A 21,021-nucleotide genomic window follows, 5' to 3' on the forward strand; every position below is an offset into this window, starting at 1 on the left:
CGACCTGCCCGGCCTGCGGCACGATCTCACCGAACACCGAAAGTGCCTGGCCGAGCCCACCGATGAGACAACGGCCGACGCCCTCACCGAGCCGGACACCGACGCAACGGCGCAACGGGTGTCAGCCCGGTGGAGGGACTGCGCGCCATACAGCGCCGCGAGCGCCACACCGCCGTACACCACCTGTACGGCAGGGGCATACCGATCCAGGTCATCGCCCAGACGGCTCGGGCTCGACCACAACTTCTCGGGGACTGATCACCCTGACGCTCTGTGACCGGGCCACAAGAAGTGGATCAGCCCCCAAGCACCCCTCACCGGGTCAGTTGACCCCCCGCTCCAGGCCCGACCAATACGGCTGACGGAGCTTGAACTTCTGGATTTTGCCGGTGGCGGTACGGGGGATGGCATCGCGGAACTCGACGGATGTGGGCGCCTTGTAACCGGCCATCCGCTGCTTGCAGTGGGCGATGATGTCGGACTCCGCCGCCGTCGCGCCCTCGGCGAGGACCACGAGGGCCTTGATCGTCTCGCCCCACTTCTCGTGCGGCACACCGATGACGGCGACCTCGGCGACCGCCGGGTGACTGAAGATCGTGTCCTCCACCTCGATCGACGACACGTTCTCGCCGCCGGTGATGATCACGTCCTTCTTCCGGTCCGAGATCGTCAGATGGCCGTCGGTGTCATCGAGGGTGCCGCCGTCGCCGGTGTGGAACCAGCCGTCCTCCAGAGCCTCCGACGTCTCCTCCGGCTTGTCCCAGTACCCCTCGAGCACCACGTTCGACCGGGCCAGGACCTCGCCGGACTCGGAGATCCGCAGCTTGACGCCGAGTGCGGGCAGACCCGCGCGAGACAGCTTGCGCGCCCGCTCCTCGGGGGGCAGTTCCGCGTCGCCGGGCCGGCTCCGGTTGAAGGTGAGGAGCGGTGACGTCTCGGTCAGGCCGTAGATCTGCGTGAACTCCCAGCCCAGTTCCTCCCCCATCCGCCGGATCATCCTGCTCGGCGGCGGGGCACCGGCGCAGACGATCCGTACGCGGTCGCGCCCGGGGATCTCGCCCTCCCAGGTGGCCGCCGCGTCGAGCACCGCGTTCCAGACAGCCGGCGCACCGCACATGAGCGTGACGCCGTGCTCATCGACCCGCCGCAGGATCTCCGCGCCGTCGACCTTGCGCAGCACCACCTGTTTGACGCCGAGTCCGGCCATCACATACGGCATTCCCCAGCCGTTGCAGTGGAACATCGGCAGGGTGTGCAGGTAGACGTCGCGCTCCCATACGCGGGTGTGCAGACCGAAGGTCAGCGCGTCGACCCAGATGTTGCGGTGGGTCAGCTGCACGCCCTTGGGCCGGGCGGTGGTACCCGACGTGTAGTTGATCGTCGCGGTGGCGTCCTCGTCCGGGTGCGACCACGGGCGCGGCTCGACGCCGAACCGCATCAGCTCGGTTTCGGTCTGCTCGCCGAGCACGAACCGGTGCCGCGCCTTGACGCCGGAGAGCGCACCGTCCAGCTCCGGGTCGACGAGCAGAACCGAGGACCCGCTCTGCCGCACCAGGTACTCGACCTCTTCGGGCTTGAGACGGAAGTTCACCGGTACACAGATCCGGCCGCTCATCGGCACCGCGAACAGCAGCTCCAGCAGCCGCGCGGAGTTGTGGCTGACCACCGCCACCCGCTCCCCCTCCCCGACGCCGAGCGCGTCAAAACCCGCCTGCCAGGCACGAACCCGCTCGCCGAACCGTCCGTACGTCGACTCGGGCACCGGCGGGCCGGGCTGATGCGGCTCGTCCACCAACCCCGGACTGGCGCCGAAACCCAGCTCGGCCCGGTCGAGGAAGTCCGCAATCGTCATCGGTGTCCGCATCTCACTCCTCTGTCCAGCCGCTCTCCAGAGCAACCTCGTCTGAAATGGGGAGTCTGACACTTGCCGATGACGCCGGCGGGTGAACCGGGGCTTTCGTGTCGGCGGGGCGCGGGCGGTGGTTGCGGGGCGTGGGGCCGTGGTTGCGCACGTGGGCCGTCACTACGGCGCGTCGCGCGGGGCACCGGACGGGCGGGGGCACCGGCGTGGGCCGCCCCCGCCCGGTCCCGGCTACTTGTCGAGGGTCAGCTTCCCCGCCGAACCCCAGCTGTCGGCCGGGGTCTCCTGAATCCAGACCGTCACGGTCTCGGCCGGAATCTTGTACGCGTCCACAAACGCATCGGTGATCTGCTTGACCAGCTCCCGCTTCAGCTCGACGCTGCGCGGCGCCTGCAGGACGGTGACTGTCGGCATGACGGAACTCCCTTGTCAGTGGCGGCCATTGAGGTGTTTCCGGTCCCGGTCTTCCGGGGTCCCGGGTGGCTCACCGGTGTGGGATCAGTCCATCGCGTGGAGGCCACGTGACCAAGAAGCGGTTCGTGCACACAGCGATCACGAAGGGAGATGGGTCGGTGGTCGTGTCACGAACTCAAGAGCATCGAGTCGGACTTGGCGAGGAAGTGGCGAGGAAGTGGGGGGGAAGTCGCGAGTGCCTTCCTCGCTGTGGGTCCTGATTTCCCCGCACAAGGCTCACTACAACGGGAGTCCGGCGTTTTTGCGCTGGTTGGCATTGAAGCGCGCTTTCTTCTGACGATTCCCGCACGTGTTCATGTCGCACCATTTGCGGGTGCGACTTTGGCTGGTGTCGAAGAAGGCGGCTCGGCAGGTCGGCGATGCACACAAGGCCAGTTTTCCGTCGCGTTCGCCCGCGATGATGCTGATCGCGTCGGCGGCGATCACGCCGAGGGCGTCTTCCACGCGGGAAGCCGAGCTGAGCCGCCATTGCCGCTTGCCCTCGGGCGTCAGGATGGCCGCGGCCCGGCCCTGAGCGCTGCAGTCATTGATGACTTGGACAGCGGAGGCGGGGAGAGCGTCCTGGGTCGCGGCCGCTGTCGCGGCGGCGTGAACCGACTCCCTCAGTTCCCGAGCGAGGTCGAGCTGGGCAGTGGTGCAGGAGTCCACGGTGAGGCCGCTCACCGCCAGCCAGTCGACGAGTCGCTGCGGCGTGGGAATGCGCTCCACGGCGGTGCCATGACGCTCCGACAGAGTCCCCGTGAAGCTGGTCGCCAGCACGTTGCCGAGGCGGAAGTCAGGGAATCCAGCACGCATGGAACCACCTTAGCCGGTTGTGGCATGGTCCGGAGAACTGCTAGAACCGTCTTAGCCGGTTCCACGATGGCCAGGAGGCCTCATGCCCCGTCCAGCCAGCGACGTACAAGTATGTGAAGCCCACGCGACCGACGCCGACCTCGACGATCTGCGCGCGCGACTGGCCGCGGCGCGGCTGCCGGAGGCCGAGACGGTCCATCGCGCCGCGCCCGGCCCTCGCCGATGGGAACAGGGCGTTCCGCTCGCCGACCTCGTCGATGTCGTGAACTACTGGCGCACCGGGTACAACTGGCGGTCGTTCGAAGAGCGCCTCAACCGGATCGGCCAGTTCCGCACGACCATTGATGATCTGGGAATCCACTTCCTGCACCGCCGGTCCGCGCGCGCGGATGCCACTCCTCTGATCTTGACGCACGGCTGGCCGGACAGCATCGCCCGGTTCATCGACGTAGTGGACGAGCTGACAGATCCGAAAGACGCGGACGCGCCGGCCTTCCATGTCGTGGTCCCGTCGCTACCGGGCTTTGGTTACAGCGACAAACCGGCCACCACCGGGTGGGGAACCGAAAAGATCGCGGCCGCATGGGTGGAGCTGATGGGCAGGCTCGGCTACAGCAAGTTCGTAGCCCACGGCGGCGACTGGGGAGGCAATATCACCACGGTTCTCGGCGGCAGGTTCCCGGCGCACGTTCTCGGTATCCACACCACCTTCGCGGAGGGGCCGCCCGGGTTGACCACGGACGGGCTGACGGCGGTCGAGCGCAAGTGGACCGAGGAAACCCGCGATTTCTGGCGCCACCGCGCGGCGTACGCGAAGCAGCAGGCGACCCGGCCGCAGACCATCGGCTACTCGCTCGTCGACTCACCGGTCGGGCTCCTTGCCTGGATCCTCGACAAGTTCGCCGAGTGGTCGGACACCGAAGACAGTCCGTTCGAGACGATGTCCAGAGACAGAATTCTTGACAACGTCACCCTGTATTGGCTGACGCGGACCGGCGCATCGTCGGCCCGCATTTACTACGAAAGCCACAACTCGCTGGACCCCGAACTCCGGGTCGACGTCCCGTCGGCAATCACCATGTATCCCCGCGACGTCGAGAAGTGCCCGCTCCCCTGGGCGCAGGAGCGGTACCGACAGATCGTCCGATGGGGGTCGCCGGAAAGCGGGGGACATTTCCCGTCGCTGGAGGTTCCCGAGTATTTCGTCAAAGATCTGCAAGAGGGCCTCGCGGCAGTGCTGGCCGCTCGTCGGTGAACGCGGCTCGGCGACCCGGCACTCGATCACCGCCTGATCCGGCTCAAGGCGTTGCCCGACGACTTCCAGACCGAACTCATCGAGACCCCCTGCCGGCGGGTCGAACCGTGCCTCACATCTCTGTCTGTCAGGTCGCAGCAGAAGCGAGACCAACCCAGAGTCGAGTAGCCCGCCCTCGCTGCCTAACTGCCTACGTCGGCGGAGTGTCGTTCACCGACGGGTGGTCAGTGAGGATGGCATCGAAGAACTCGAACGCCGACAACTGGAAGCCGGTGTGACCGGTGACGCCCACATGCTTGAGGCACCAGTCCCGGGCCTTTTCTGCGAAGGGGGTATCGACGCAGGACTCCCAGCAGATCAGGCATTTCCCCACGTGCCTGAGACCCAGCTTCGGATCGGCCCGAAGCGTCCACTCCAGGAACCTGTCCCGCCCCCTCACGGCGTGCCGTCCGGACACTCCGCAGCATCGCCGCCCGCCTCCCGCACAGCATCGATGCGCTCGCTCAGACCACGCAGCGCCTCCGCGAGATCCTCCTCGGTCAGCTCAGCCACCCACGCGGTACGAGCCTTGAGTTCCGCCCGCACGACATCAAGCTGCCGGTACAACTCCCGATGCCTGACATGCCGATTCCACGCCTCCTCCACCTGGTCGCACCACCTCGACCATGCCCCCGCTCTCATGCGCGGACCGCCTTCGCGTGGGGATGGCGGCGAAGCTCGATGTTGCGGTCGATCAGGGTCGACTTGTCTCCGACGGCACGCGCCGCCTCACGCTGGCGGACCAGGGCGGCGCACACGTCGCACCCGGCTACCGGCTCAGACTCGGGCACCGGCACGCGGTCCGGCAGGTGAACGGGGCGACAGTTGCGAGGCATCACCCCATCACCTCCACCCCGTGAATCCAGCGCGGCCCCGCGTCGTACCCGTGCACGGCCAGCCACAGCGCCCGTCGCCGACCGCGCTGGGCCCGGCGCTCCCGCCATTCCTCGGAGGTGAGGATGTACGGGCGCACCAGGGCCGAGTCCTCTCCACGCAGCAGCCCCGGCTGCCGGACAGGAGCACGGGAAGGCGCGAGCGTCGCGGCGTCCTCGTACCGTTCGGCCGGTAGCGCGGCGGCCGAACGATGGCGGACAACAGTGCGTCCTGGAAGCGATGTTCGGTCTTCCACTGATCGAGATGGGGTTCGATGTCCCCCTACACAGGCGTGCAACTGTGCAGCAGATCGGTGACGATGCAGAAGTGAAACGTCGAGCGTTCGTCGCCGGTACGGGGGCGGTCGCGGCAGCGGCCATTCTCCCTGACCGACACGGCCCGCGTGCCGGTGCGAGTGACGTAGCGGCGCTTCGCGCCCGCCTGGCCGACCTCTACGCGGTTGACCATCGTTCCGGAGGAATCACCGCCAAGGCTCGCGCGAAGCAACTGGAACTGCGCCTCACGCGGACACTGAAAGACTCCGTCTATACAGCCAAGATCGGCCGTGACCTTCAGTCGTTGCTGCGAGCGAGGAGATTCCCCATTGGGCGCGGTTCGCCGGACCCGTAGAAATCGACTACGCCACAGCAGATATGTACGCGAGGGCAGGAAAACCTCGGCGCGCAGTGCCATTTCTACGCGCCACTGTGGAGGGTATCGGGGGCGGCTATGCCCGCAATACGGCGTGGTACAGGTCCAAGCTGGCCAGTGCCCTTCTTGACGCGGGGAGGTGGAGGAGGCGTGCGCCGATATGGCGGGCGTACTCGAATCGTGCGGAGAGATCTCCTCCGATCGTCTCACCGACCGCATCCGGGCTTTTCGGAAGAGCATCAGCGCTATCGAAACCACCGCGGCACGCGACGCCTCGGAGCGAATTCAAGAATCGATGCGGGGAGGCCACTCATGACCACGTCAGAGGCGATCATCGTTGAGCCCTTGGACGGCCCGGCTGCCGCACGGGCCGAGTCCGCCTTCAGGCTCTTCTACACACAAGTGTTCGCTGAGGAACCATACGAGGAGACCCCGGAATCGATAGAGAAGAACTTCCGTCGCTTCCGCTCGCAGGTTCGCAAAGCCACCTTTCCGCGCCGTCCTGGCCCGTACTGCCGGCGGTGAACCGGTGGGCATTGCGTACGGCTATCCGCTCAGTCCCGCAACCGGTTGGTGGGGGCACCTGGTCACTCCTGTCCCGGCCGACGTAAGTCGGGAGGACGGGCACCGCACTTTCGGGCTCATGGAGTTCGCAGTACGGGCGCCCTGGCGGCGACTCGGGGTTGGTCGACGCATGCATGAGGCTCTGCTGGCGGGAGAAAAGGAAGAGCGCGTACTGCTCAACGTGCATCCGGACGCCGCGGCAGCTCAAGCGATTTACCAGTCGTTGGGCTACCGAAAGGTAGGTGAGACCCGTCCCTGGGAGGGCGCAGCCCTCCACGACGTGATGGTCCTCAGCCTCGGTTGAACATTTCGCACACCGCAACAGGGCAACGGCCCCCGTCGGGGAGCCGTTGCTTCGCCACACCTCGTACCTGCATCCGCCCCAGCCCGTACGCCGTCCCGAGCCGCGTATCCGAGTACGGCAGTCGGGTCCGGTGCCGTGGTTGTTTCCACCGACGCAGGCCGCAGCACCCATGAGACAGCGCAGCCGAGATCAGGGGTCTCTCCGCGGATCAGGGTTCGCCGACCGGATCACGGTTCGCCGACCGGATCAGCCATCACGTTACAGAGCACCGCTCTCGACCGGCGCAGCGCAGGCCCGGAGCAGCAGATCGATCCCCGCCGGCGGATCCGTTCGCTGGACGGCGAGGTGGGTGGTGAGTTCCATGCCCGGGTTGCGGAACGGGAGGAAGGCCACCCGAGGGGTGTTCAGCCGACGGGCATGGGCGGCGTAGACGACGGTCCAGAGGGCTTCGGTCGGGCCGCAGGCGCCGATGGCGGTCAGGTTGTTGTCCAGGGTGCCGGGGCGGGGGCCCGGTACGGGCTCGAAGCCGGCGTTGTGGCAGGCGGTGACGACCAGGTCGACCAGGGGGCGGTTGTTGCGGCGTTCGGTCAGGACCAGGGGGACGTCCGCGAGGTCGGCGAGCGCGATGGTGCCGGGTGAGGAGGCGAGCGGGTGACGGGCGGGGACGGCTGCCACCAGCGGGTCCTGCCACAGCGGCACAAAGCTCAGGGCCTCCCGGCCGGCTCCCCTCGCGTTGACGGTACGGGGGTGAACGCCGTCGTCCGCATCACCCCGTACGAACGCCGCGTCCAGCTCACCGGCCGCGACCCGCTCGAGGCGCTCCCGGGCGGGGGCCGCGACCAGCTCCACGCCGATCTCCGGGACGAGCCCGGCCAGCGCATCCAGCACCCGGTCCAGGTGGTCGCCCAGACCCGTTGTCGTCCCCACGCGCAGGACGCCCGCCCGGTTGACGGCCAGATCCCTGACGACCGCGCGGGCCCGTTCCTCGGCGGCGAGCAGCGCCCGCGCCTCGGGCAGGAACCGTTCACCGACGGGCGTCAGCCGCACCTGGCGCGCCGACCGGTCGAACAGGTCGGCCTTCAACTCCCGCTCCAGTCGCCGGATTTGCTGGCTCACCGCCGACTGCACGATGTGCAGACGGTCCGCCGCCCGCCCGAAGTGCAGCTCCTGCGCGACCATGACGAAGTACCGCACCTGTCTGAGTTCCACGACTTCCCCCCCGTCCCGGCCGGTTCCCGGTCTGCCCTTGGGCAGCGTCTTGTGTATCACCGGCCAGGATCCCGGACCCCTAGGGGATGTTCGAACAGATCCCCTAGGGGATGCAAGCGCCCCTTGCAGGCCACAACGCGGCGGGACCGGGACCGTATTCCCGATTCCCGGGCGGGACGAGGACCGTGTTCCCGATTCCCCGGGGGGCCAGGGCCGTATTCCCGGGCTGCACCGGAAACATCTTCCCGGGCTGCACCGGAAACGTCTTCCCATAGACCACCGCATCCCCGGACCGCCGCCCCCGCCTCGCTCAGTGGTCATCCCCGGTGAACGGCAGCCACTCCGTCTCCAGGGCCGCGTCCAGGCGGCGGGCCGCGCCGGGGGTGTGTTCGGTGACGAGTCCGTCGCGTACGAGGTCGCGCAGTCGGGTGCCGCCCAGGTAGCAGGCGGCCAGTTCCCGTGCGTCCAGGGTGATGTCGGGGGTGGCGGTGGTGGGTGCGCAGGTGGCGCCGTCGGGGTCGGCGGTCAGGTGCAGGCGGCCCGCGTTGGCGGGGAGTTCGGCGTCCTGCAGGTCGAGGACGAGGTCGACGGGGGCCGCCCAGGAGCGGGCGGTGAGGGCGGCGGGGACGTCGACCAGGCGGAGCCAGAGGCAGGGGACGGTGCCGGTGATGCGTACCCGGTCGCGGTCGGCGGCCAGGCGGAGCAGGGGGTCGTCGGCCGGGCGGGCGCCGGCCCGGACGGTCGTCGTCAGGTCGATGCCGGTGAGGTAGGACCACAGCGCGGCGGCGGCCGGTGCGTCGTCCGCCTCCAGTTCCCTCACCAGGACCGCACCGGGCGCGCCGCTGCCCTCCTGGAAGCCGCGGGTGCGGTAGACGGCGTAGCCGCCGGGGGTCTCACCGGGGGCGCCGAGCACCACCACCCGGGGTGCGCCGAAGCCCTCGGGGTGGTCCTCGGGGGCGTCCAGCGCCAGCACCGAGGTCCGCCACCATCGCTCGTCACGGCGGAACCGCCCGGCCCGGCGCGTGCGGCTGGCCTCGTACAGCGGGTCGAGCAGGGCGGGCGCGTCGGCGGGGTCGATCAGGCGCAGCGGGCGGGGATCGGGGGCGATGCGGAGGTCGAGCGGGACGGTGGCGTCGATTTCCACGCGGTCCGCCTCGGTGGCGGGCGCGAAGCCGTAGCGGCCGTAGATGGCGCTCTCGGAGGCCCAGAGGCCGGCCAGCGGCTGTCCGGCGGCGGCGCAGCGGCGCCAGAGTTCCGCCATCATCGCGGTCAGCAGGCCGCGCCGCCGGTGGGTGGGCGCGACCGAGACGAAGTCGAGGCCCGCGCAGGGGAGTTCGCCGCCGGGGAGGGAGAGGGTGTGGGGGTGTGCGGCAACCAGGCCGACCAGCTGGTCCCCCTCGTACGCCCCGACTCTGGTGCACCGTGCGAGCAGGGCCCGGTGGTACGCGCGGGTCTCGGCCGCGGGGGCGAGGTGGTGGGCGAGATAGGTGAGGTCGAGGGCCCGGTCGAGATGGCTCTCCGGGATGTCTCGGACGGCGGCTGCGGCGGCGGTGGCGGTCGTGGTCACCGGGGGACGCTAACCCGTGGGCCCGGCAACGGCATCCGTATTTCCGGCGGCCGTAACGGCCCGCTGTCCGGGGCCGTACGGCTCCCGGACGGCGGGCCCGCCGGGGGCCGTCCCGTGCCGGGCGCCGGCCTCAGGCCACGGAGCCGATACGTCCCACCGGCCGGGCCGCCGCGTCGTGGTGGATGGGTGTGTGGGCGCCGGTCAGCGGGACGCCGGTGCCGCCGCGGCGGTTGGCGACGATTTCGGCGGCGATGGACAGGGCGGTCTCCTCGGGGGTGCGGGCGCCGAGGTCGAGGCCGATGGGCGAGCGCAGCCGGTTGAGTTCGAGCTCGGTCAGGCCCACGTCGCGCAGGCGCTGCTGGCGGTCGAGATGGGTGCGGCGCGAACCCATGGCGCCGACGTAGGCGACGGGGAGTGTGAGCGCCCGCTCCAGCAGGGGGACGTCGAACTTGGCGTCGTGGGTGAGGACGCAGAGGACCGTACGGGAGTCGAGCTCCTGGGAGTCGAGGTAGCGGTGCGGCCAGTCGACGACGATCTCGTCGGCCTCCGGGAAACGGGTGCGGGTGGCGAAGACGGGCCGGGCGTCGCAGACGGTGACGTGGTAATTGAGGAACTTTCCGACGCGGACGAGCGCGGAGGCGAAGTCGATGGCACCGAAGACGATCATGCGGGGGGCGGGGACGGAGGATTCGACGAGGAGGATGACCGGTTGGCCGCACTGCGAACCGTCTTCGCCGATCTCGAGGGTCGTCGTACGTCCCACGTCCAGCAGGGCGCGGGTCTCCTCGACCGCCGTACGGTCGAGGGCCGGGTGGCCGCCCAGGGTGCCGGTGTGGGTGCCGTCGGGGCGGACGAGCAGGGCGCGGCCGACGAGTTCGGCCGGGCCCTGGATGATCCGCGCGACCGCCGCCGCCTCCCCACGGGCGGCGGCGGCCAGCGCGGCGGCGAGCGTCTCGGCAGTGCTGTCCACCGGGGTGCCGGCGGATCCGCTGTCGGCGGCGGGTCCACGGCCGCTCGTCCGTACCGGGGTGACGAGGATGTCGATGATTCCGCCGCAGGTCAGACCCACGGCGAAAGCATCCTCGTCGCTGTAGCCGAAGCGCTCGAGAACCGGCTCGCCGGTCTCCAGCGCCTCCTGGCACAGCTCGTAGACCGCTCCCTCCACGCATCCGCCGGAGACCGACCCGATCGCCGTGCCGTCGGTGTCGACGGCGAGAGCGGCACCGGGCTGGCGGGGCGCGCTGCCATTGGTGGCCACGACGGTGGCCACCGCGAAATCGCGTCCCTGCTCGACCCACCGGTGCAGTTCTTCGGCGATGTCCAGCATGTCGGTCTCCTTACGGATTACGGATGGGTGGAGGGGCGGATCAGTGATGCACGCCCAGGAAGTGCTCGATCGGGCTGAGCGCGAAGTACGCCAGGAACACCGCGGAGAGCACCCACATCAGCCAGCCGGGCTCACGCCACTTGCCCTGGACGGCCTTGATGGCGACGTAGGCGATGCAGCCGGCGGCGATACCGGCGGTGATGGAGTAGGTGAACGGCATCAGCACGGTCGTCAGGAACACCGGGATGGAGGTCGCCGGGTCGTCCCAGTTGATGTGCTTGGCATTGGTCAGCATCATCGAGCCGATCACCACCAGGGCGCCCGCCGCGACCTGCGTCGGGATGACCTGCGCCAGCGGGGTGAAGAAGAGGCACAGGGCGAAGCCGGTGCCGGTGATGACGCTGGCGAAGCCGGTGCGCGCCCCGTCGCCGACGCCCGCGGTGGACTCGACGAACACGGTCTGGCCGGAGGCTCCGGCGAGACCGCCGATGACGCCGCCGGCGCCGTCGATGGCCAGGGCCTTGTTCAGCCCGGGCATCTTGCCGTCCTTGTCGGCGAGGCCGGCCTGCTGGCCGATGCCGATGATGGTGCCCATGGCGTCGAAGAAGCCCGCCAGGACGAGGGTGAAGACGATGACGCCGATGGTGATGCCGCCGACGTTGCCCAGGCCGCTGAAGGACACATGGCCGAGCAGTCCGAAGTCAGGGGTGGAGACGAAGGAGCCGGAGAGCACCGGGGCGTTGGTGCCGCCCCAGTCCTTGGGAGTCAGGCCGGCCAGCTGGTGGACGACCGCGGCGAGGACCGTGCCGCCGATGATGCCGATGAGGATGGCGCCGGGGACCTTGCGGATCTGGAGCAGGAAGATCAGCAGGACCGTGACGCAGAAGCAGAAGACGGGCCAGCCGGTGAGCATGTCGGCGGTGCCGAGCTGGATCGGCTTGGCGCCGGACATGCCGCCCGGGCCGGGCATGGAGGTGACGAAGCCCGCCTGGACGAGGCCGATGAGGCAGACGAACAGACCGATGCCCATGGTGATCGCGTGCTTGAGGGGCAACGGGATGGCGTTCATGATCAGTTCGCGCAGGCCGGTGACGACGAGCAGGACGATCACGGCGCCGTAGATGACGCACATCGCCCAGGCGTTGTCCCAGGTCATGGTGGGGGCGACCTGGAAGGCCATCACGGCGGAAACGCTGAGACCCGCAGCCAGTGCGAGGGGGACGTTGCCGAGGAAGCCCATGGCGATGGTGGTGACGGCTGCGGCCAGTGCGGTCGCGGTGGTCACCTGGCCCGCGTCGAGGTGGGCCTTGGTGATGTCCTGGGCGCTGGTGAGAATCACCGGGTTCAGGAGGACGATGTACACCATCGCCATGAAGGTGGTGACGCCGCCACGCACCTCGCGGCCGATCGTCGATCCTCTGTCGGAGATGTGGAAATACCGGTCGAGCCAAGAGCGGCCGGCGGGCTGGCGTGAGCCGGTGCCCGCGTCTTCCGCCACCGTCTGTGGCTCAGTGGACTGCTGGGTCATGGTGCCTGACTCCCAAGGTTCAATGGGACACCCGCATCAAGTGCGAGATTTGGGATGGAACTTCGGCTGCACGACCCGGGGGACGGCCCGAGACGAACGTTGGTACTGACCCGGCCGGGGGGTGCCAGGCAGCGACTGCGTGGTGCGGGGTGGAGCAGGTGGTGCGGGTGGTGCGGGGTGGAACCGGGCGGTGCGCGGAGGAGGACGGACAGGGACACCCCTAGGCGCGCACCGCCCGGAACCGGTGTCCGGGGGCTGGGCCCCCGGACGGCTCAGGTGCCGGTGAGGTGCTCGGGGCGCACCGGCGTCTTGTTGAGCTCCAGCCCGGTCGCGTTCCGGATCGCCGCGAGGACGGCCGGAGTGGACGACAGGGTCGGGGCCTCGCCGAGACCGCGCAGACCGTACGGCGCGTTCGGGTCGGCGAGTTCGAGCACATCGACCGGGATGGTCGGGGTGTCGAGAATCGTGGGGATCAGGTAGTCCGTGAAGGAGGGGTTGCGCACCTTCGCGGTCTTCGGGTCGACGATGATCTCCTCCATGACCGCCACGCCCAGGCCCTGGGTGGTGCCACCCTGGATCTGGCCGACGACGGACAGCGGGTTGAGCGCCTTGCCGACGTCCTGGGCGACGGCCAGCTCGATGACCTTCACCAGGCCGAGCTCGGTGTCCACCTCCACGACCGCGCGGTGCGCGGCGAAGGAGTACTGGACGTGGCCGAAGCCCTGGCCGGTCTTCAGGTCGAACGGCTCGGTGGGCCGGTGCCGGAACTCCAGCTCCAGGTCGACCGCCTCGCCCTCCAGGACGTCCGCGATGTCCGCGAGGACCTCGCCGCCGTCGGTGACGACCTTGCCGCCCTCCAGCAGCAGTTCGGCGGTGGCCCACGCGGGGTGGTACGTGCCGAACTTGACGCGGCCCCTCTCCAGGACCTTCTCGCGCACGGCCTCGCAGGTGTTCTTCACCGCGCCGCCGGTCATGTACGTCTGCCGGGAGGCGGACGTCGAGCCGGCCGAGCCGACCTGGGTGTCGGCGGGGTGGATGGTGACCTGCTCGACGCCGAGCTCGGTGCGGGCGATCTGGGCGTGGACGGTGATACCGCCCTGGCCGACCTCCGCCATCGCGGTGTGGACGGTGGCGACCGGCACGCCGCCGATGACCTCCATGCGCACCCGGGCGGTGGAGTAGTCGTCGAAGCCCTCGGAGAAGCCGACGTTCTTGATGCCGACGGCGTAGCCGATGCCGCGGACCACGCCCTCGCCGTGGGTGGTGTTGGACAGTCCGCCGGGCAGCGCGCGGACGTCGGCGCCCTCACCGGCCGCCAGCCACTGCTGCTCCGGGGGAAGCGGCATCGCCTTGATGCGGCGGAGCAGTTCGGCGACCGGGGCGGGCGAGTCGACGGGCTGGCCGGTGGGCATGATCGTGCCCTGTTCCATGGCGTTGAGCTGCCGGAACGCGACCGGGTCCAGGCCCAGCTTCTTGGCGAGCTTGTCCATCTGCGCCTCGTAGGCGAAGCACGCCTGGACCGCGCCGAAGCCGCGCATGGCGCCGCAGGGCGGGTTGTTGGAGTAGAGCGCGATGGCCTCGATCTCGACGTCGTCGACGACGTACGGGCCGACGGACAGGGAGGAGGCGTTGCCGACGACGGCCGGGGAGGCGGAGGCGTAGGCGCCGCCGTCCAGCACGATCCGGCACTTCATGTGCGTGAGCTTGCCGTCCTTGGTGGCGCCGTGCTCGTACCAGAGCTTCGCCGGGTGGCGGTGGACGTGCCCGAAGAACGACTCGAACCGGTTGTAGACGATCTTGACGGGCTTGTTGGTGCGCAGCGCCAGGAGGCAGGCGTGGATCTGCATCGAGATGTCCTCGCGGCCGCCGAAGGCACCGCCGACGCCGGAGAGCGTCATGCGGACCTTCTCCTCGGGCAGGCCGAGGACCGGGGCGATCTGCTTGAGGTCCGAGTGCAGCCACTGGGTGGCGACGTAGAGGTCGACGCCGCCGTCCTCGCCGGGCACCGCGAGGCCGGACTCCGGGCCGAGGAAGGCCTGGTCCTGCATGCCGAAGACGTACTCGCCGGAGACGATGACATCGGCCTTCTTGGCGGCCTCGTCGGCGTTGCCGCGGATGATCGGCTGGCGGTGGACGATGTTGGGGTGCGGGACGTGGCCGATGTGGTGGTCGTCGCGGCCCTCGTGGACCAGGATCGCGTCCTCGGCGAGTGCGGAGGCCTCGTCGGTGATGACGGGGAGTTCCCGGTACTCGATCTTGATCTTGGCGGCGGCGCGGCGCGCGGTCTCCGGGTGGTCGGCGGCGACCAGCGCCACCGGCTCACCGTGGTGGCGGACCTTGCCGTGCGCGAGAACCGGCGTGTCCTGGATCTCCAGGCCGTAGTTCTTCACGTCGGTGGGCAGGTCGTCGTAGGTGAGGACCGCGTAGACGCCGGAGGTCTTCAGCGCCTCGGAGGTGTCGATGGAGACGATCTCGGCATGCGCGGTCGTGGAGCGGAGCGTGAAGCCCCACAGCATGTCCTCGTGCCACATGTCCGAGGAGTAGGCGAACTCGCCGGTCACCTTGAGGGTGCCGTCGGGGCGGAGCGTGGAGGCACCGATCCCGGCGTCGGTCTTGCCGCCCTGGGTGAGGTTGGTGGGTGTACGGGTGGCACCAGCCATGGCGATCAGGCCCCCTGTCCGGCGGTCTGGTTCTCGCCGCGGGCGGCCGCCAGCCGGACCGCGTCGAGGATCTTCTCGTAGCCCGTGCAGCGGCACAGGTTGCCCGACAGCGCCTCGCGGATGTCGGCGTCCGACGGGGAGTCGTTGCGCTCGAGCAGCTCGTCGGCGGCGACCAGCAGACCCGGGGTGCAGAATCCGCACTGGACCGCGCCGGCGTCGATGAACGCCTGCTGGATCGGGGAGAGGTCGGTGTTCTCGCCGGTCTGCGAGTCGGCCGGCTTGGACTGCCACTGCTGGGCTTCCTGGAGGCTCGTACCGCAGGCGCCGCTCGCGCAGCCGCTCTTCTCGGCCCGCTGCTTGGCGAAGTCCGCCAGACCCTCGACGGTCACCACCTCGCGGCCCTCGACCTGGCCGGCGGCGACCAGGCAGGAACAGACCGGCACACCGTCCAGGCGTACCGTGCAGGAACCGCATTCGCCCTGCTCACAGGCGTTCTTCGAACCCGGCAGGCCCATCCGCTCGCGGAGGACGTACAGCAGGCTCTCGCCTTCCCAGACATCGTCGGCCTCCTGCTTGCGGCCGTTGACGGTGAATGTCACGCGCACTGTGCGCTCCTCTCGTTGCCGCGGTAGGACTCCCAGGTCCAGCCGAGGGTGCGGCGCGCCATGATCCCGACCGCGTGGCGGCGGTACTTGGCGCTGCCGCGCACATCGTCGATGGGGTTGCAGGCGCCGGAGGCGAGCTGCGCGAACTGCTTGGCGACGGACGGCGGGATCGGGGCACCGGACTCCCAGAAGCCGCCCTCGTCCAGCGCCGCGGCGAGGAACTCCTCGGCCTCCTTGGCGCGGATCGGGGTGGGCGCGGCCGAGCCGATGCCGGTGCGGACCGTGCGCGTTTCGGGGTGCAGCGCGATACCGAACGCGCAGACCGCGATGACCATGGCGTTACGGGTGCCGACCTTGGAGAACTGCTGCGGGCCGTCGGCCTTGGGCAGAACCACCGAGCGGATCAGCTCGTCGGGCTCCAGGGCGTTGCGCTTGACGCCGAGGTAGAACTCGTCGATCGGGATCATGCGGACGCCGCGCGCGGCGGACTCGACCTCGACCTCGCAGCCGGAGGCGAGCAGCGCGGGGTGCGCGTCGCCGGCCGGGGAGGCGCAGCCCAGGTTGCCGCCGACGCCGCCGCGGTTGCGGATCTGCGGGGAGGCGACGGTGTGCGACGCCAGCGCCAGGCCCGGGATCTCGCGCCGCAGGTTCTCCATGATCTTGGTGTAGGGAACGGAGGCGCCCAGCCGTACGGTCTTCTCCCCGACCTCCCACTCGCTCAGGTCACCGATACGGTTCAGGTCGAGCAGGTACTCGGGGCGGCGGTGGTCGAAGTTGATCTCGACCATCACGTCCGTGCCGCCCGCGATGGGCACAGCGGTGGGGTGCTCGGCCTTAGCGGCGAGCGCCTCCTCCCAGCTGGCGGGGCGAAGGAAGTCCATGGGTGGCCTCTTCTACGAAATCGGGTCATCCGCTGCTCACGGCGAGAATGGTGAGGGCCTCCGCCCTCGTCGCCATGGAGCTCGTTCACGTCTTGTTAACGCGGTTGGAGTTAGTGAACGCGCCTTGCACCCACCCGGTGCAGTCACCGAAACCATGAAGCGGTTGGCTGGCCAGGCCCACCGTCTTGTAGATTCGAACGAAAGACGAGGATCTGAAACCTCGCGGCATTCCACCGGCCACACAAGACAGCAAAGAACGGCGGGCAAGGTCATGCGGCTCCGCGCACTCCTGGACACCGACACTCTGGGCCTCCGGCTGCTCGGAGGCGAGGACGAGCTGGACCGAACGGTACGGGGTGTGATGACCACCGACCTCCGCGACCCCAGCAGATATCTCTCCGGCGGCGAACTGGTCCTGACGGGCCTCGCCTGGCGCCGTGAGCCGGAGGACTCCGAACGGTTCGTACGGATCCTGGCCTCCGCCGGGGTGGCCGGTCTGGCGGCCGGCGAGGCGGAGCTCGGCGCCGTCCCCGACGATCTCGTACAGGCCTGTACGCGGCACCGGCTGCCGCTGTTCTCGGTCGTCGAGGACGTGTCGTTCGCCTCCATCACCGAGTACGTCGTCCGCCAGGTCTCCAGCGAGCGGGCCGGTGACCTGGCCGCCGTGGTGGACCGCCACCGGCGCCTGATGACCTCCGGCCCCGCGGGCGGAGGCCCGGAGGTGGTCCTGGACCTGCTGGGATCGGACCTCGATCTGCGAGCCTGGGTGCTCTCCCCCACCGGCCGCCAGATCGCCGGCTCGACGCTGGCGGACTCCGGCCCGGAGCTGCCCGCCGAGGTCGGTGCCCGGCTCGCCGGCGAGCATCTGGCGGCTTCCCGCAGCGGCCGCCGGGGACCGCATCGGGTCACTCTCGGCGGTGCGACGTACTCGCTCTTCCCGATCCGCGCCGACGGCCGTGACCTGCGCGAAACGGTGCTCTCGGACTGGCTGCTGGCGGTCGAGGCGGACGCCGGCGACTGGTCGGAGGAGCGGCTGGATCTGCTCAACGGCGTCACCCAGCTGATCGCCGTCGAACGGGACCGGCGGGACGCCGCCCGTACGGTGCGCCGGCGGCTCGCCCAGGAGGTGCTGGAGCTCGTCCAGACCGGCGCCCCGCCCGCCGAGATCGCGGCCCGGCTGCGGGTGGCGGCCCCGGTGCTGCTGCCGGGCCTGGGCACCGCGCCGCACTGGCAGATCGTGGTGGCCCGGGTCGAGTGGGAGAACGGCGACCTGCCCGGCGGGCCGGTGGCCCAGGCGCTGCTGGAGGAGGTGCTGGTCGACCCCGGGACGTTCGGGCCCGAACCGTCGGACCGGATCGCGGTGGCGCACACCGGCGACGAGGCGGTGGCGCTGGTGCCGCTGCCCGCCACAATGGACGAGGCCGGGGAGAGCGCGGCCGCCGGGCTGCACGCCGACGATCTGCTCGCCGTCGTCCGGGAACCGCTCGGCCGGGGCCTGTCGGACGACGGCCGGCTCACCGTCGGCGTCAGCGCCTCGGTGCATTCCGCCGAGGGCCTGCGCGGCGCCCTGGAGGAGGCCCGGCACGCCCGCCGGGTGGCCGCCGCCCGCCCCGGCCGGGTCTGCGCCGCCGGGCACGAGGAGCTGGCCTCGCACGTCCTGCTGCTGCCGTTCGTCCCCGACGACGTCCGCCGCGCCTTCACCGCCCGTCTCCTGGACCCGCTGCGCGACTACGACCGCCGGCACCGCGCCGAGCTGATCCCCACGCTGGAGGCGTTCCTGGACTGCGACGGCTCGTGGACCCGCTGCGCCACCCGCCTCCATCTGCATGTGAACACGCTGCGCTACCGGGTCGGCCGGATCGAGCAGCTGACCGGCCGCGATCTGTCCCGGCTCGAGGACAAGCTCGACTTCTTCCTGGCACTGCGGATGAGCTGACCCGCCGGGCCCTTGGGTCCCGGCCTTCGGATCCCGTCGCCGAGCGGCGGGATCCGCGTGTTTCCGGGGCGGCCCGGCGCCGCGGGCCGCTCTTCGGGTGAACGCATCGGGTACGCCGTTCGGGGTACCCCGAACGGGCGCATCCCGTGCCACCCCGTTACCGCGCACGGCGGCCGCGCGGCACCACGGCGCCGCCGATCAGGGCCGCTGTACCGGCCCCGGACGCCCTCCCGGCGATTGTGAAATCATTCACCCACCCCCTTGGCCGCACCACGGAATTCGTGCTGAGATTCGCCCACTGCATCCAGTTTCCCGCTCAATGGCGCGCTCGGGGAGGGCAATGTGGCGGATACCGCCATGTCAGGATCCGCGGAATCCGCGGATTCCGTTACGTCCGCGGAATCGGAAACCAGGCCGGCCGAATCGGCACCCGGATCAACAGAACCGGCATGTGAATCCCCATCGGTACCGACCCCGGCACCTCCGGTGCCGGCCGCCAGACAGGGCATGGACGACGACCCCCTCGACCGCGCGGTGTGGCGGCTGCGCTCCCGCGGCTGCTGGGACGACGCGGCCGCCCTCCTGGAGCCGCACGCGGCCCGTGACGCCGCCGCCGCGCTGCGCCGCGCCGCGCTGCTCGTCGAGCGCTGCATGTTCACCGCCACCGGGTGGGCCGCGGCCGAGGACGCGCTGCGCGCCGCCGAGGCGCTGGCCGGCGACGACGACGAGCGGGGCGGCGCGGCCTGTGAACGCGGTCATCTGGCGTACACGGCAACGGTGTTGGGCGTCCGGGACCGGGCCGACGAGGCGCGCTCGGCGCTCGGCCGGGCCGCGGCGCTGCTGGCTCCCGCCGCGGCCGGGCGTCCGCTGCTGGACTTCCGCCGCGGGCTGATGGCCGAGCACATCGCCGACAGCCCGGACTCGGCACGCGCCGCCTACCGCCGCGCGCACGCCGGCGCCACCGCCCAGGGCGACACGCTGCTGCTGTCCTTCACCTGGCGCCATCTGGCCGGACTCGCCCTGCGCGACGGGGAGTTGGCGGAGGCCAGGCACGGCTTCGCCGAGTCGCTGCGGATCCGGGAGGAGCTGGGCTTCCTGGTCGGTACGGCGCCCGCGCTGGCGGCGCTGGCCGATGCCGTCCCCGAGGAGGACGCGCCCCGGCTGCGCGCCGAGGCCGCCCGGCTGTTCCGTCTCATGGGCGGGGTGCCCACCTGGCTCGCCGAGCATCTCTCGCCGCATCCGGCGGCCACGTAGCACGGCCGGGGCAACGTAGGACGCAGGACGTGCTACGTCACGTACGGACGGGGCTCGCCGGTCGGACACCGGGGACCGGCCCGCCCCGTCAACCCCCCGCCGTCAGCCATGCAACTCCCTCACCCGATTGGCCGAAAATGTGCGCCGACCGCGGCGGATCGGCCGGGGTGCGGCGGTCGTTCCCTTGTGCGAGGCTCGGACCCAGGTGCCGCGGCCCCGTCCCACGCGCCCCGAAATGGCCGCAAGTCGCAGTGCGACGCGGCGGCTGGGCCTGAATGCTGTTCCGGGACCAGCTCCCTTTGGCAGAGCCTTTCAGGAGGCCAATCGTGGCAGCAGGAGTGACCAACACATCCGCCGGAACCGATTGGGGCAAGGCGGATTTCGAGGCGATATACAACTGCCCTGATCCGCATCGGTATTTCACCACACTGGGCCCACTGGACTACCAGATTCCGCACCACGGCCAGGCCGTGTTCCGCGCCGTGAGCGAGGTGTTGCAGCGCCGCCGGAGCGACCGCCCGCCGCTCGGGGTCGTCGACCTGTGCTGCTCATACGGCGTCAACGCCGCCCTGCTCAACCACCGGCTGTCCCTCACCGACCTCTACAGCCGCTACACCGGGCACGTCCCGGGGGCTCCGGCGCCGGACCGGCTCGCCGCGGAAGACCGCAAGTTCTTCGCCAAGCGGCGACGCCCCGGCGCCGCCCGGGTGATCGGTCTCGACGCCGCGGAACACGCGGTCGCCTACGCCCAGTCGGCCGGGCTGCTCCACCGCGGCTTCTCCGACAACCTCGAACTTGCCGACCCCAGCGCCGAGTTGCGTCAGGCACTGGCCGGCATCGACCTGATCACCGTCACCGGCGGCGTCGGCTACATCACCGAGCGGACCTTCGCCCGGCTCCTGGACTGCGTCACCTCGCCGCCCTGGATCGCGGCGTTCGTGCTCCGTACGGTGTCGTACGACGGCGTCGTCGCGCTGCTGGACCGCGCCGGGCTGGTGACCCAGAAGCTCACCACGCGGACCTTCCGCCAGCGCCGGTTCGCCGACGGCGAGGAGCGGCGCGAGGTGTTCAAGGCGCTGGACCGCCGCGGGCTGTCCGCCGTCGGCAAGGAGGCCGACGGCTTCTACCACGCCGATCTGTATCTCTCCCGGCCCGCCGCCGATGCCGCGGCGCTGCCGCTGGAGAAGCTGCTTCCCGGCTGAGCCGGAAGCCGGCCCGCTCCGTACGGGCGCCGCGGC

The 21,021-nt window shown here is 70.3% G+C and carries 20 protein-coding genes; 6 read left to right on the forward strand and 14 right to left on the reverse strand.

All coding sequences use genetic code 11. The annotated features are described in order from the left end of the window. Nucleotides 1–322 precede the first annotated feature (322 nt). From ADL29_RS12920 to ADL29_RS12930, 3 genes are all read right to left on the reverse strand, one after another. Nucleotides 323–1,864, reverse strand: coding sequence for an AMP-binding protein (locus ADL29_RS12920; protein ID WP_053923814.1), 1,542 nt, complete (start codon nt 1,862–1,864; stop codon nt 323–325). A gap of 228 nt (nt 1,865–2,092) precedes the next feature. After that, the gene (gene dmpI, locus ADL29_RS12925; protein WP_053923815.1) at nt 2,093–2,275 is read right to left on the reverse strand and encodes a 4-oxalocrotonate tautomerase DmpI; all 183 of its coding nucleotides are present in this window, start codon (nt 2,273–2,275) and stop codon (nt 2,093–2,095) included. 279 nt (nt 2,276–2,554) lie between these two features. Then, on the reverse strand, nt 2,555–3,130 hold the full coding sequence (locus ADL29_RS12930) for a CGNR zinc finger domain-containing protein (RefSeq protein ID WP_053923816.1): 576 nt from the start codon (nt 3,128–3,130) through the stop codon (nt 2,555–2,557). Between the two features lie 82 nt (nt 3,131–3,212). On the opposite strand from ADL29_RS12930, the gene ADL29_RS12935 reads away from it, so the two are divergent. After that, nucleotides 3,213–4,385 (forward strand): epoxide hydrolase family protein, encoded by a 1,173-nt coding sequence (locus tag ADL29_RS12935; protein WP_053923817.1) that lies wholly within the window; start codon nt 3,213–3,215, stop codon nt 4,383–4,385. Between the two features lie 190 nt (nt 4,386–4,575). On the opposite strand, the gene ADL29_RS12940 is transcribed toward ADL29_RS12935, so the two are convergent. The 4 genes from ADL29_RS12940 to ADL29_RS43455 all read right to left on the reverse strand — a co-directional run bounded on the left by ADL29_RS12940 (nt 4,576) and on the right by ADL29_RS43455 (nt 5,990). Next, nucleotides 4,576–4,842, reverse strand: a complete 267-nt coding sequence (locus tag ADL29_RS12940; protein WP_470622950.1) for a DUF7848 domain-containing protein — start codon at nt 4,840–4,842, stop codon at nt 4,576–4,578. Then, entirely contained in the window at nt 4,821–5,030 is a 210-nt protein-coding gene (locus ADL29_RS12945) for a hypothetical protein (RefSeq protein WP_053923819.1), read from the reverse strand. The genes ADL29_RS12940 and ADL29_RS12945 overlap by 22 nt, the downstream gene beginning before the upstream one ends. A 229-nt stretch (nt 5,031–5,259) precedes the next feature. Next, nucleotides 5,260–5,397: a hypothetical protein gene (locus ADL29_RS44080; RefSeq protein WP_169795224.1), complete on the reverse strand. Its 138-nt coding sequence runs from the start codon at nt 5,395–5,397 to the stop codon at nt 5,260–5,262. A 182-nt stretch (nt 5,398–5,579) separates the two neighbouring features. Continuing rightward, on the reverse strand, nt 5,580–5,990 hold the full coding sequence (locus ADL29_RS43455; protein WP_157878485.1) for a hypothetical protein: 411 nt from the start codon (nt 5,988–5,990) through the stop codon (nt 5,580–5,582). 270 nt (nt 5,991–6,260) lie between these two features. On the opposite strand from ADL29_RS43455, the gene ADL29_RS46270 reads away from it, so the two are divergent. Together ADL29_RS46270 and ADL29_RS46275 are read left to right on the forward strand one after the other, a co-directional pair. Next, nucleotides 6,261–6,473, forward strand: coding sequence for a hypothetical protein (locus ADL29_RS46270; RefSeq protein ID WP_342671158.1), 213 nt, complete (start codon nt 6,261–6,263; stop codon nt 6,471–6,473). 4 nt (nt 6,474–6,477) lie between these two features. Next, nucleotides 6,478–6,816, forward strand: a complete 339-nt coding sequence (locus ADL29_RS46275) for a GNAT family N-acetyltransferase (protein ID WP_342671159.1) — start codon at nt 6,478–6,480, stop codon at nt 6,814–6,816. Between the two features lie 258 nt (nt 6,817–7,074). On the opposite strand, the gene ADL29_RS12970 is transcribed toward ADL29_RS46275, so the two are convergent. From ADL29_RS12970 to ADL29_RS13000, 7 genes are all read right to left on the reverse strand, one after another. Further along, entirely contained in the window at nt 7,075–8,025 is a 951-nt protein-coding gene (locus ADL29_RS12970) for a LysR family transcriptional regulator (RefSeq protein WP_053924001.1), read from the reverse strand. A 310-nt stretch (nt 8,026–8,335) separates the two neighbouring features. After that, the gene (locus ADL29_RS12975) at nt 8,336–9,592 is read right to left on the reverse strand and encodes a GNAT family N-acetyltransferase (RefSeq protein ID WP_053923823.1); all 1,257 of its coding nucleotides are present in this window, start codon (nt 9,590–9,592) and stop codon (nt 8,336–8,338) included. 130 nt (nt 9,593–9,722) lie between these two features. Further along, a complete protein-coding gene (locus ADL29_RS12980; RefSeq protein WP_053923824.1) occupies nt 9,723–10,919 on the reverse strand; it encodes an XdhC family protein in 1,197 nt (398 codons plus the stop codon). 40 nt (nt 10,920–10,959) lie between these two features. Further along, nucleotides 10,960–12,447 carry an NCS2 family permease gene (locus ADL29_RS12985; RefSeq protein WP_053923825.1) on the reverse strand — a complete coding sequence of 496 codons (1,488 nt, stop codon included), beginning with the start codon at nt 12,445–12,447 and terminating at the stop codon, nt 10,960–10,962. A 272-nt stretch (nt 12,448–12,719) separates the two neighbouring features. Continuing rightward, on the reverse strand, nt 12,720–15,107 hold the full coding sequence (locus ADL29_RS12990; protein WP_053923826.1) for a xanthine dehydrogenase family protein molybdopterin-binding subunit: 2,388 nt from the start codon (nt 15,105–15,107) through the stop codon (nt 12,720–12,722). 5 nt (nt 15,108–15,112) lie between these two features. Continuing rightward, nucleotides 15,113–15,712, reverse strand: a complete 600-nt coding sequence (locus tag ADL29_RS12995; RefSeq protein WP_053923827.1) for a (2Fe-2S)-binding protein — start codon at nt 15,710–15,712, stop codon at nt 15,113–15,115. Continuing rightward, on the reverse strand, nt 15,703–16,593 hold the full coding sequence (locus ADL29_RS13000; RefSeq protein WP_053923828.1) for an FAD binding domain-containing protein: 891 nt from the start codon (nt 16,591–16,593) through the stop codon (nt 15,703–15,705). Before ADL29_RS13000 ends, ADL29_RS12995 begins: the two co-directional genes overlap by 10 nt. 271 nt (nt 16,594–16,864) lie before the next feature. Between ADL29_RS13000 and ADL29_RS13005 the strand changes: the two genes are divergently transcribed. The 3 genes from ADL29_RS13005 to ADL29_RS13015 all read left to right on the forward strand — a co-directional run bounded on the left by ADL29_RS13005 (nt 16,865) and on the right by ADL29_RS13015 (nt 20,985). After that, the gene (locus tag ADL29_RS13005; RefSeq protein ID WP_053923829.1) at nt 16,865–18,529 is read left to right on the forward strand and encodes a PucR family transcriptional regulator; all 1,665 of its coding nucleotides are present in this window, start codon (nt 16,865–16,867) and stop codon (nt 18,527–18,529) included. Nucleotides 18,530–19,036: 507 nt separating this feature from the next. Beyond that, nucleotides 19,037–19,783: a hypothetical protein gene (locus ADL29_RS13010; RefSeq protein ID WP_053923830.1), complete on the forward strand. Its 747-nt coding sequence runs from the start codon at nt 19,037–19,039 to the stop codon at nt 19,781–19,783. 326 nt (nt 19,784–20,109) lie between these two features. Further along, on the forward strand, nt 20,110–20,985 hold the full coding sequence (locus ADL29_RS13015) for a hypothetical protein (RefSeq protein ID WP_245689367.1): 876 nt from the start codon (nt 20,110–20,112) through the stop codon (nt 20,983–20,985). The last annotated feature ends 36 nt before the right edge of the window (nt 20,986–21,021 follow it).

Origin of the sequence: Streptomyces chattanoogensis, from assembly GCF_001294335.1 — a bacterium.
In the GTDB taxonomy this organism is placed as follows: domain Bacteria; phylum Actinomycetota; class Actinomycetes; order Streptomycetales; family Streptomycetaceae; genus Streptomyces; species Streptomyces chattanoogensis.

What these genes read in the sequence shown, in the direction of transcription:
- ADL29_RS13000 (WP_053923828.1), bottom strand. Translation starts at nt 16,593, where the DNA reads ATGGACTTCCTTCGCCCCGCCAGCTGGGAGGAGGCGCTCGCCGCTAAG.
- ADL29_RS12980 (WP_053923824.1), bottom strand. Translation starts at nt 10,919, where the DNA reads ATGCTGGACATCGCCGAAGAACTGCACCGGTGGGTCGAGCAGGGACGC.
- ADL29_RS43455 (WP_157878485.1), bottom strand. Translation starts at nt 5,990, where the DNA reads ATGGCACTGCGCGCCGAGGTTTTCCTGCCCTCGCGTACATATCTGCTG.
- ADL29_RS46270 (WP_342671158.1), top strand. Translation starts at nt 6,261, where the DNA reads ATGACCACGTCAGAGGCGATCATCGTTGAGCCCTTGGACGGCCCGGCT.
- ADL29_RS12930 (WP_053923816.1), bottom strand. Translation starts at nt 3,130, where the DNA reads ATGCGTGCTGGATTCCCTGACTTCCGCCTCGGCAACGTGCTGGCGACC.
- ADL29_RS13005 (WP_053923829.1), top strand. Translation starts at nt 16,865, where the DNA reads ATGCGGCTCCGCGCACTCCTGGACACCGACACTCTGGGCCTCCGGCTG.
- ADL29_RS12920 (WP_053923814.1), bottom strand. Translation starts at nt 1,864, where the DNA reads ATGCGGACACCGATGACGATTGCGGACTTCCTCGACCGGGCCGAGCTG.
- dmpI (WP_053923815.1), bottom strand. Translation starts at nt 2,275, where the DNA reads ATGCCGACAGTCACCGTCCTGCAGGCGCCGCGCAGCGTCGAGCTGAAG.
- ADL29_RS12990 (WP_053923826.1), bottom strand. Translation starts at nt 15,107, where the DNA reads ATGGCTGGTGCCACCCGTACACCCACCAACCTCACCCAGGGCGGCAAG.
- ADL29_RS12985 (WP_053923825.1), bottom strand. Translation starts at nt 12,447, where the DNA reads ATGACCCAGCAGTCCACTGAGCCACAGACGGTGGCGGAAGACGCGGGC.
- ADL29_RS13010 (WP_053923830.1), top strand. Translation starts at nt 19,037, where the DNA reads ATGGACGACGACCCCCTCGACCGCGCGGTGTGGCGGCTGCGCTCCCGC.
- ADL29_RS12935 (WP_053923817.1), top strand. Translation starts at nt 3,213, where the DNA reads ATGCCCCGTCCAGCCAGCGACGTACAAGTATGTGAAGCCCACGCGACC.